Source organism: Nonomuraea sp. NPDC048882, assembly GCF_040649755.1.
Classification (GTDB): domain Bacteria; phylum Actinomycetota; class Actinomycetes; order Streptosporangiales; family Streptosporangiaceae; genus Nonomuraea; species Nonomuraea maheshkhaliensis.
The window spans coordinates 214,223-224,247 of sequence record NZ_JBEZGB010000004.1 but is presented as its reverse complement, the minus strand read 5'-3'; the positions used below and the strand labels follow the sequence as shown (position 1 = coordinate 224,247).

Sequence of the window (10,025 nt, the reverse complement as noted above, 5' to 3'; positions counted from 1 at the left end):
GGCGACGGATGCTAGGCGGCCCTGTCATCCAGGCGGGGCCGTTCCCTCGTCGGCCGAGCGGTTCCGTTCACCGTCCCTGGCGGTCACCCCGGCCGCCGGGGCGCCCTTGTAGTTGGGACGCGCGCCCCAACAAGGCCAGATGCGCCCCAGAAGGCCCTGAAAGCCCGCAGGAGAGCCCAGGAGGCCCGGGACCGCCCAGAACTCCCTCCAGCCCCGACCGGCCGCCTGAGCCCCAGCAGGAGGCATCCCCCGAGAACACGCCCGAACGACCCGACGCCGAGCCCGAGGACAGGACCGGACGAGGAGACCGGCCCAGGCATCCGGCGTCGCAGCGCCGGACGCTCGGCGAGACGTCAGACCCGAGCACCGGCTCGGACGCCGAGCGCCGGCCCCGGCACAGCGGGTCAGGCGCTGAGCACCGGCCCCGGTGACAAGGCGGCGTCAGGCGTCGATGTGGTCGCGGTCGACCTCGGCCGCGCTGTTGACGATGAACTCCCTGCGCGGTGCGACCTCGCTGCCCATCAGCAGGTTGAAGATGCCCTCGGCCCCTTCGGCGTCCTCGATCCTGACCCGGCGCAGGATGCGGTGGCGCGGGTCCATGGTCGTCTCGGCCAGCTGGTCGGCGTCCATCTCGCCCAGACCCTTGTAGCGCTGCACCGGGTCCTTCCACCGCTTGCCGCGCCGTTCGAGATCCCGCAGCGTCTTGTGCAGCTCGGCGTCGGAGTAGCAGTAGATGTACTTCTCCTTGCCCCGCCCCGGGTTGGTCAGCTCGATGCGGTGCAGCGGCGGCACGGCCGCGAAGACCCGCCCGGCCTCCACCATCGGCCGCATGTAGCGGTGGAAGAGGGTCAGCAGCAGGCAGCGGATGTGAGCGCCGTCGACGTCGGCGTCGGCCATCAGGATGACCTTGCCGTAGCGGGCGGCCTCGATGTCGAACGAACGCCCGGAGCCGGCTCCGACCACCTGGATGATGGCGGCGCACTCGGCGTTTTTGAGCATGTCGCTCACGGACGCCTTCTGGACGTTGAGGATCTTGCCCCGGATCGGCAGCAGGGCCTGGAACTCCGAGTCGCGGGCCAGCTTGGCGGTGCCGAGCGCGGAGTCGCCCTCGACGATGAACAGCTCACTGCGGTCGACGCCGTCGCTGCGACAGTCGACCAGCTTGGCCGGCAGTGCCGAGCTCTCCAGGGCGCTCTTGCGGCGCTGGTTGTCGCGGTGCTCGCGGGCCGCGATGCGGGCCTTCGCGGCGGCCACGATCTTCTCCAGCACGGCGCGCAGCGGCTGCTTGTAGCCGCGCGGCGGGTTGGCGAACAGCTCCTTGAGCTCGCGCGAGACCACATGGGAGACGATGCGGGTGGCCGCGGAGGTGCCGAGCACCTCCTTCGTCTGGCCCTCGAACTGCGGCTCGGGCACCCTGACCGTCACCACGCCGGTCAGGCCCTCGGAGATGTCGTCCTTGGTGACGGGGTCGTCGCCGTTTTTCAGCAGGCGGGTCTCACGCAGCAGCTCGTTGATCGTACGGACGAGGCCGCGCTCGAAACCGGTCAGGTGGGTGCCGCCCTTGGGCGTGGAGATGACGTTGACGAACGAGCGCACGGTGGACTCGTAGCCCTTGCCCCAGCGCACGGCCACGTCGACGCTCAGCTCGCGCTCGACCTCGGTGGGCGTCATGTGGCCCTGATCGTCGAGGACGGGCACGGTCTCGTGGAAGTGACCGAGCCCCTGCAGCCGCAGCACGTCGCAGACGGGCTCGTCGCGGGCCAGGAACTCGGTGAACTCGGAGATGCCGCCGTCGAAGTGGAACTCGTCCTCGATGCGCTCCTCGTGCCGGCTGTCGACGACCGCCAGGGTCAGGCCGGGCACCAGGAACGCCGTCTGCCGCAGGCGCACGTGGATCTCGTCGAGCGAGACCTCGGCGTCGGGCAGGAAGATCTGCTTGTCGGCCCAGAAGCGCACGCGTGTGCCGGAGGGGTTGGTCGGAGGCTTGGAGCCGATGCGCAGGCCGGACTTCTTCTTGAACTTGGCCGAGGGCCCCTCGCCGTCGAAGATCCCGGGCACGCCGCGGCGGAAGCTGATCTCGTGGACCACGCCGTCGCGGTCGACCTCGACGTCGACCCTGGCCGACAGGGCGTTGACCACGGAGGCGCCCACGCCGTGCAGACCGCCGGAGGCGCCGTAGGAGCCGCCGCCGAACTTGCCGCCCGCGTGGAGCTTCGTGTAGACGAGCTCGACGCCCGCCAGACCGGACTTCGGCTCGATGTCGACGGGAATGCCCCGCCCGTTGTCGCGCACCTCGATGGACCCGTCGGCGTAGAGCTCGACCTCGATCCGGTCGCAGTGCCCCGCGAGCGCCTCGTCGACGCCGTTGTCCACGATCTCCCAGAGGCAGTGCATGAGCCCGCGACTGTCGGTGGACCCGATGTACATGCCGGGTCGCTTGCGAACGGCCTCGAGGCCCTCAAGCACCGACAGGTGACGAGCCGTGTAACCCGCCTCCACTAGCGTCACTCCAGCTCCTCCGGTCTAGGCATCGAACATGTGTGCGTAGCCTATCGCTCTTCCCCTACGCGCGCGTACAAGCTTGCCACGGTGGCGCGTTTGGTGTTACCAACCGGCTGATCGCCATTACTTTCGGGCACATTCTGCTCTGGGCGTAGCGAGGGGGCGGTTGGGAACGTCCACGTCCGGTTAGATGTTGTTCCAAGTGACTGACGCCAGATCCTCGCTTCGGCGGGGGTGACCCGAAAGGCGATACGTGACTGGAGCTCTCGCCCCCGTTAAGCCGCTGACGGCCCTCGACCGCTGCGACCGCTGCGGCGCCCAGGCCTACATCCGCGCAACCCTACCCGTGGGTGGGGAGTTGCTGTTCTGCGCTCACCATGGGCGTCAGCACGTCGCAGCGTTGCGTGAAAAGGGCGCCGACATCCTGGACGAGTCGGCTCGACTCAGCGAAACCCCTTCAATTGCCCCCAGCGACGAGCGCTGACAACGCCCGTCGTGTGAGATAACCACATATCGCGTGACACAACGGCGACCCCGGCACGTCCGGGGTCGCCGTTCTGCGTGGAAACCCCTGGCAGGGCAGGCGGCTGGGCTCGCGGTGGCCCGTCGTCGAAGCCGGTCGGCTTGGCGACGAAGGCGCCGGCGTGCGGCCGGTAGGTGCCATGCCGACAACCAGGTGCCATGCCGGCATCGGCGCGACCTGGCCGATCGGCCGCGACCTCGCGGGCCACGGGTCCGCGGGGCCTTGACCGGATCCGCGAGAGGGCGCGGACCAGGGCCAATAAGCTAGTGAGCTGTGCTGATCCTGCTGCCGCCGTCCGAAGGCAAGGCGTCCGAGGGCTCCGGCCCGCCCGTCGGCGAACTGTCCTTCCCCGCCCTTGACCGGTCCCGCCGCCGGGTGCTGAACGCGCTCGTACGCGCCTCCAAGCGCCGCGACGCCCTCGACGTGCTGGGGCTGACCCCTGGGCTGGCCGGTGAGCTGGCCAAGAACGTCGAGCTGAAGACCGCCCCGACACTGCCCGCGGCCGAGCTCTACACCGGCGTGCTCTACGACAATCTCGGTCTGGCCACCCTCTCCGCGGACGCCAGAAGGCGGGCGGAGGAGTCGCTGGTGATCTTCTCCGGGCTGTGGGGTGTGGTGAAGATCACAGATCACATTCCGCCGTACCGGCTGTCGATGGGCGTCAATCTGCCGCCCCTGGGAGGGCTGGCGGCGTTCTGGCGCGCACAGGTGACCAAGGAACTCGACCGCATCCCCGGGCTGGTGGTGGATCTGCGGTCGAGCACGTACGCGGGAGCCTGGCAGCCGGGCGAACGTTCTGTGACGGTACGGGTGTTCCGCGACGGCAAGGTCGTCAGCCACATGGCCAAGGCGACCCGAGGCGAGATCGCCAGGGCGTTGCTGTCCCAGGACGCGGAGCCCGCCACCCCGGACGACCTGGCCAAGCTCCTCGACAACCTCGGCCACACCGTCACCCTCACCACCCCCACCCGCCCCTCCCGCCCCTCCCGCCCCTGGACCCTCGACGTCCACATCCCCTCCTGACCCCACCCACGCGAGGACCCAACGGCTTTGGACACGCAGGGATCAGTCGGGCGGCCAAGTCCAGAGGCGCGCAGGGCCGGGAAGTGCGAGACGCCATCCGCTTCGATGGGACGTCATCGAAGCGCCCGGGGCCCGAAGTCGAAGGACGCGAAGGGCTTGGCGTTGGGAAGCCCAAGGTCCGGAGCCCCGGGAAGCCTCAGGTCGACAGCCGACAAGGTGCGAAGCCCGCGACACGTGAGGCAGGGGTGCGCGTGGACCTCAGCTGACACGCCGCGTCCGCCGGCAGGACATCAACACCACCGCACAACACACCTCGGCCGGCACGCCTCACCGGGCCGTGGGGTTTCCAACCGCTCAGCCGTCTCCACCCAGGTCGGCGATACGCGACAAGGCCCCTGCGCCACCTTTCGACGGGACGTGATCCACGATGCCGACCGTCACCAGGCCGACCCGACCGCCGCTACGTAAGCAAGAGCGCAGCCGCCACGAAACCAGACCCGCGATCACGAAGGCTTGAACAACGACCGTCACGAGACCAGGTCCACCATCACAGCAACGACCGTCACGAGACTAGGCCAACGTTCACGAAAGGCATGGGCACGACCGTCACCAGACAAAGCGGACGCCCCGCCGGGAAAAGTCCCGGCGGGGCGTGCCGTTACGTCTGGATCGGCCCGAAGGCCGACCATGACCGCATCTCAGTCCAGGTAGTCGCGCAGAACCTGGGACCGGGACGGGTGGCGCAGCTTGGACATGGTCTTCGACTCGATCTGGCGGATGCGCTCACGGGTCACCCCGTAAACCTTGCCGATCTCGTCGAGCGTCTTCGGCTGCCCGTCGGTGAGTCCGAAGCGCATCGACACGACGCCCGCCTCCCGCTCCGACAACGTGTCGAGAACGGAGTGCAGCTGCTCCTGGAGCAGCGTGAAGCTGACGGCGTCGGCCGGAACGATGGCCTCGGAGTCCTCGATGAGGTCGCCGAACTCGCTGTCTCCCTCCTCACCCAGCGGGGTGTGCAGGGAGATGGGCTCGCGCCCGTACTTCTGGACCTCGACCACCTTCTCGGGGGTCATGTCCAGCTCGCGGGCCAGCTCTTCCGGCGTGGGCTCGCGACCCAGGTCCTGCAGCATCTGCCGCTGGACGCGGGCCAGCTTGTTGATCACTTCGACCATGTGGACCGGGATGCGGATGGTCCGCGCCTGGTCGGCCATGGCCCGGGTGATCGCCTGCCGGATCCACCACGTGGCGTAGGTGGAGAACTTGTAGCCCTTGGTGTAGTCGAACTTCTCCACGGCCCTGATGAGGCCCAGGTTGCCTTCCTGGATCAGGTCGAGGAAGAGCATGCCACGCCCGGTGTAGCGCTTGGCCAGCGAGACCACGAGCCGGAGGTTGGCCTCCAGCAGGTGGTTCTTGGCGCGCCGGCCGTCTTCGGCGATCCATTCGAGCTCGGCCTTGACGTCGACGGGCAGCCCGTCGGTCTCGCCGCCGCCCAGCTGCTCCTCGGCGAACAGGCCCGCCTCGATGCGCTTGGCCAGCTCGACCTCCTGCTCGGCGTTGAGCAGGGGGACCTTGCCGATCTGCTTGAGGTAGTCCTTGACCGGGTCGGCGGTGGCGCCTGCGGCGGCGACCTGCGCGACCGGGGCGTCATCGTCGTCGTCGGAGAGGATGAGGACCTCGTCCTCGGTCTTCTCCACCGTGACGACCTCGGCGGCGGCCTTGGGCTCGTCGGTGTCGGTCTCGGTGTCGTCGTCGGAGTCACCCTCGGAGTCGGCCTCGGCGACGATCTCCTCGTCGTCGACGTCGATGTCTTCGAGGTCCTCCAGCTCCACGTCGCCGTCGAGCTCGAGATCCTCGTCGTCGTCCGACTCGCCCCGCGGGGCCTCGGATGCCTTCTTGGTGTCGGCAGGCCCAGCGTTCTTCTGCTCGGCCTTCTTGGCGGCGGCGGGTGCCGCGGCCTTCTTGGCCGCGGGGGCGGCCTTCTTGGCAGGGGCCGCCTTCTTGGCGGCCGGCTCGGCTTCAGCGGTGCCCACGACCGCGGTCACGGTCTCGGGCTGCTGCTCTTTGGCGGCCGCCGCCGTCTTGGTCTTGACGGGGGCGGCGGTGCGGCGCTTTGCTGGACCACGAGACTTCTTCGGCGCAGCCGAATCCGCGGCGGTCACCACCACGGTCACGCCCTCTTTGCTGAGGTTCCGCAAGAACGCGGCGGCGTGCGACATGGGGATGTCCGCCTCCTCGAAGGCCTGACGAACATCCTCAGACTCGAGGAAACCCTGCGAGCGCCCACGCTCGAGCAGTCGCTGAATGACGGGCTCGTTCAGCTCTTGTGGCTTCGAGCGAGTCGAACTTGCAGGCGACACGAACACCTCTCGAACGAACGCGTGGCGACAATGGACCCAGATGCCCGCTGGGGGGCTGTTGCCTCTCTCGGAGATCGGTGAGGCCGTGCGGACCGCGACGGACCTGCACAGCATTGTGGCACGACCCCGCACTCCATACGGCCACCTCCCGGCGGTTGACCTCCACCCTAGGCCGACCGAGACAGTAGTGCGTACGTAAGCGGGGCACTGATACCCGAAAGCAACCGTTATGACTGTTTCATTCAGTCACTCTTCGTGGCTGGTGGGACGTGGATTGCGAGCGCGGTAACGTCATCATCCTGTTCATATCCAGACAACATCCGGTCAACCAGGAAGTCCAGCAGCATGTGCGGACTACTGACGACCTCAGGCGGCGCTTCGGTCACAACACTGCATATCTCTGCGAGACCGGCATCCAGCCCGCGCTTCCTGTTCTCCACGAGTCCGTCGGAGTAGAGCACGGCGGTATGGCCGGGCGGCACCACGAACCGGAACTGCCTGCGGCTGGTCGGCCAGCCTAGCGGAGTGCCGGGCTCGGCGTCGCACAGGATCGCCGTGCCCTGGGGCGAAACCAGCACGGGTGGCGGATGACCGGCCATGGCCAGCGTGCCCTCACCGGTGACCGGCTCGACGACCATGTAGGCCAGGGTCGTGACCTGCTCTTCCTCTTCCGTGGCCTCGAAGACCCGGTCGAGGCCGGTGAGCACGGCCGCGGGCGGCGGGTTGGTCAGCGCCAGTGCCCGCATGGCGTTGCGGATGCGGCCCATGCCGGCGGCCGCCTTGACGCCCTTGCCCATGACGTCGCCGACGACGGCCGCGACGCGCCCGTCCTGGAGCACGAAGGCGTCGTACCAGTCGCCGCCGACCTGGACGTGGCGGCTGCCCGAGCGGAAGCGCTGGGCCAGCACCAGGCCCTTGACCACCGGCAGGCGGTCGGGCAGCAGGCTGCGCTGCAGCGTCTCGGCGGTGCGGTGCTCACGCTCGAACAGCGTGGCCCGCTCGACCGCCAGCGCGCACTGGCCGGCCAGCGCCTCCAGGAAGACGCCGTCCTCCTGGGAGATCTTCTGCGGGCGCGTGAAGGAGAATCGGAGCGCTCCCAGGGCGCGTCCCGCGGCGAGCAGCGGCAGGCCCACCCAGGCGCGCTCGTCGCCGTGGGCCAGGAACCCGGCCAGGACCTCCTCGTCGCCGCCCGCTTCGAGCAGCTGAGCCTTCAGCGACTCGGGGGACTCGGCGAACACGGGCCTGCGGCTGTTGACCGCCATGGTCATCACGTTGGAGTGGGACAGCGGGATCTCGTCACCGGTGGCGCCGGACGCCTCCAGGATGCCCTCGCCGTTGATCAGCTTGAGCGCGGCGCGGTCGGTGTCGAGCAGCGCGACCGCCGAGCGGTCGGCGGCCAGGGCGGTGCGGCCGACGTCGATGATGACCTGCACCACCTGCTCGACCGTGAGCGCCTCGGCCAGCATGGCCGTGGCGCCCTGGAGGCGGGCGGTGCGCAGGGCGGCGGCGCCGAGCTGGTCGGTCAGCCTGCCGCGCATCTCCTCGGCCTCGCGCTGCGGGGTCACGTCGGTGTTGGCGCCGACCCACTCGACCACCCGGCCGTGGCGGATGATCGGCACGGCGCGGACCTCGAAGTGGCGGTAACCGCTGGCCCTGGTGCGCACGCGGTAGTTCCACTCGAACATGGTGCGGCCGCGCAGCGCCTCGCGCCACGCCTCCTCGGTCTGCTGGCGCTCCTCGGGGTGGACGACCTCCAGCCAGCCGCTGGCCAGGTATTCCTCCAGGCCCTGGCCGGTGATGGCGCGCCACTGCGGGGCGTCCTCGACGACCGCTCCGGTGGGCGAGGTGATCCAGACGAGCTGGGACTGCGCCTCCACCAGCGAGCGGTAGCGCTCCTCGCTGCGGCGCAGCGCCTCTTCGGTCTGACGGCTCTCGGTCACGTCGAGTCCCACCAAGGCGATGGCGCGCAGCTCGCCGGCATCGTCGTGAACCGGCGAGAACGACAGCGACCAGTGCCTGGTGTCGCCCTCGGCGGACCGGACGCGCACGCGGCCCTCGGTGACCGGCGCGTCGCTCTCGATGACGGCCTGCACGGCGTGAGTGATGATCTGGCTGAGGTCGGCGGCCAGCACCTCGACGGGCGGCCGGCCGACCATGCGGTCCGCGGGCACGTTGACGACATCGCTGAACACGTCGTTGACCCGCTGGATGCGGCTGTCGGCGTCGAAGAAGGCGAAGGCGAACTCCGCCTCAGACAGCATGCCCTTGAAGAGGGCGGAGTCTGAGATGTCCACATCCGACTCCCGGGGACGGGGAACGGAGGTCTCGGCGCTCATGGTCCGCACCTCCGTCGCGTGCCAGGGTCTCCCACGCGGCACATCTCCATAACTGTGTATCGGCGTAGCGCAGCTCCGGGCGACCGGATCCTGCAGTACATCATCGACGATGGGCATGTACGGACGGAAGCCCCCGCCGCGGCCCGGTCGCCTTTAGGGTCTACGCATCCTGTCAAAGTCGCTCCACATTGCGCAGCAAGATCAGGTTACAGCGCCCAATTGCCGGGCCCGTTTCCCGGGCCGCGGGGGCGGCCGGCGGCACGGCTACTGGGCCTTGGCGGTGCGCTTGGCCTCCTGTTTGGCCTCCCGCACGCGGGCCAGGGAGTCGCCGTCGACCACGTCGGCGACCGATCGGTGTGAGCCCTCCTCGCCATAGGCTCCCGCCGCATCACGCCAGCCTGACGGCTGGACCCCCAACTGCTTGCCCAGCAATGCCAAAAAGATCTGGGCCTTCTGCTCACCGTATCCCGGCAGGGCCCTGAGTCGTTTCAACAACTCTTGACCGTCAGCGGCATCGTTCCATATCCGCTCGGGACGCCCGTCATAGTGTTCGACGAGATGGGCCGCGAGCTGCTGCACCCGCCCCGCCATCGACCTGGGGTAGCGGTGCACGGCCGGCTTCTCGGCCAGCAGGGCGACGAACGCCTCGGGGTCGTAGGAGGCGATCTCCCCGGCCGTGAGGTCGTGGCCGAGCCGCTGGGAGATGGTGTAAGGCCCCGTGAACGCCCATTCCATGGGGATCTGCTGATCGAGCAGCATGCCGACGAGCAGGGCGAGCGGGCTGCGGCCGAGGAGCTCGTCTGCCTCGCTCCGCTGGGCGAGCTGGATGCGCATGGAGACAGCTTCGCACGAAAGGGCGCCCGGTGAAGTGAACACAGGCGTCGTGGAGCCTTGACACATCGCGGCAAAGGGGTGGAATGAGAGCGCAAGTCGCCCTGCATGCATTCCTGGGGGTTTGCCCCCCGGTTTCTAGAGGAATCTCACATCTATGCTCGCTCTGGCCACACGTTTCCTGCGGGAACCGGTCAGTCTCAGGCTGGCCGAAGAGTTCCTTACCGTACCCGTGGACACGATCGACCGCTGTGTGGCCGACGTGTGCGCGTGCGCGCAGCATCTGGGCATCTCAGCGACGCCCGAGATCGTGGAACGCATCGCCCGCGAGCACCTGCTCGCGATCGTGAACTCCGCACCTCCGCCCCGGGGCATCCGCTAGCGCGCCCGGGGAGGAAAGTCCGACGGCGTACGGTGCGCCCATACCGGCCTGCCCAGGCGGAAAACGCCACT

The 10,025-nt window shown here is 68.9% G+C and carries 7 protein-coding genes; 3 read left to right on the top strand and 4 right to left on the bottom strand.

Going from position 1 to position 10,025, the window contains the following annotated elements:
* Positions 1 to 441 precede the first annotated feature (441 nt).
* Positions 442 to 2,508, bottom strand: a complete 2,067-nt coding sequence (locus tag AB0C27_RS15430; RefSeq protein WP_357843612.1) for a DNA topoisomerase IV subunit B — start codon at positions 2,506 to 2,508, stop codon at positions 442 to 444.
* Between the two features lie 247 nt (positions 2,509 to 2,755).
* On the opposite strand from AB0C27_RS15430, the gene AB0C27_RS15425 reads away from it, so the two are divergent.
* Positions 2,756 to 2,986 carry a hypothetical protein gene (locus AB0C27_RS15425; protein ID WP_357843609.1) on the top strand — a complete coding sequence of 77 codons (231 nt, stop codon included), beginning with the start codon at positions 2,756 to 2,758 and terminating at the stop codon, positions 2,984 to 2,986.
* Between the two features lie 312 nt (positions 2,987 to 3,298).
* Complete coding sequence (locus tag AB0C27_RS15420) at positions 3,299 to 4,048, top strand: peroxide stress protein YaaA (protein ID WP_357843606.1); 750 nt, start codon at positions 3,299 to 3,301, stop codon at positions 4,046 to 4,048.
* Positions 4,049 to 4,746: 698 nt separating this feature from the next.
* Here AB0C27_RS15420 and AB0C27_RS15415 read toward each other — a convergent pair.
* The 3 genes from AB0C27_RS15415 to AB0C27_RS15405 all read right to left on the bottom strand — a co-directional run bounded on the left by AB0C27_RS15415 (position 4,747) and on the right by AB0C27_RS15405 (position 9,575).
* A complete protein-coding gene (locus tag AB0C27_RS15415; protein ID WP_357843603.1) occupies positions 4,747 to 6,405 on the bottom strand; it encodes an RNA polymerase sigma factor in 1,659 nt (552 codons plus the stop codon).
* Between the two features lie 242 nt (positions 6,406 to 6,647).
* The gene (locus tag AB0C27_RS15410) at positions 6,648 to 8,741 is read right to left on the bottom strand and encodes a SpoIIE family protein phosphatase (RefSeq protein WP_346112002.1); all 2,094 of its coding nucleotides are present in this window, start codon (positions 8,739 to 8,741) and stop codon (positions 6,648 to 6,650) included.
* 264 nt (positions 8,742 to 9,005) lie between these two features.
* Entirely contained in the window at positions 9,006 to 9,575 is a 570-nt protein-coding gene (locus AB0C27_RS15405; RefSeq protein WP_357843599.1) for an HhH-GPD-type base excision DNA repair protein, read from the bottom strand.
* 154 nt (positions 9,576 to 9,729) lie between these two features.
* On the opposite strand from AB0C27_RS15405, the gene AB0C27_RS15400 reads away from it, so the two are divergent.
* Complete coding sequence (locus AB0C27_RS15400) at positions 9,730 to 9,954, top strand: hypothetical protein (RefSeq protein WP_106250249.1); 225 nt, start codon at positions 9,730 to 9,732, stop codon at positions 9,952 to 9,954.
* Positions 9,955 to 10,025: the final 71 nt, after the last annotated feature.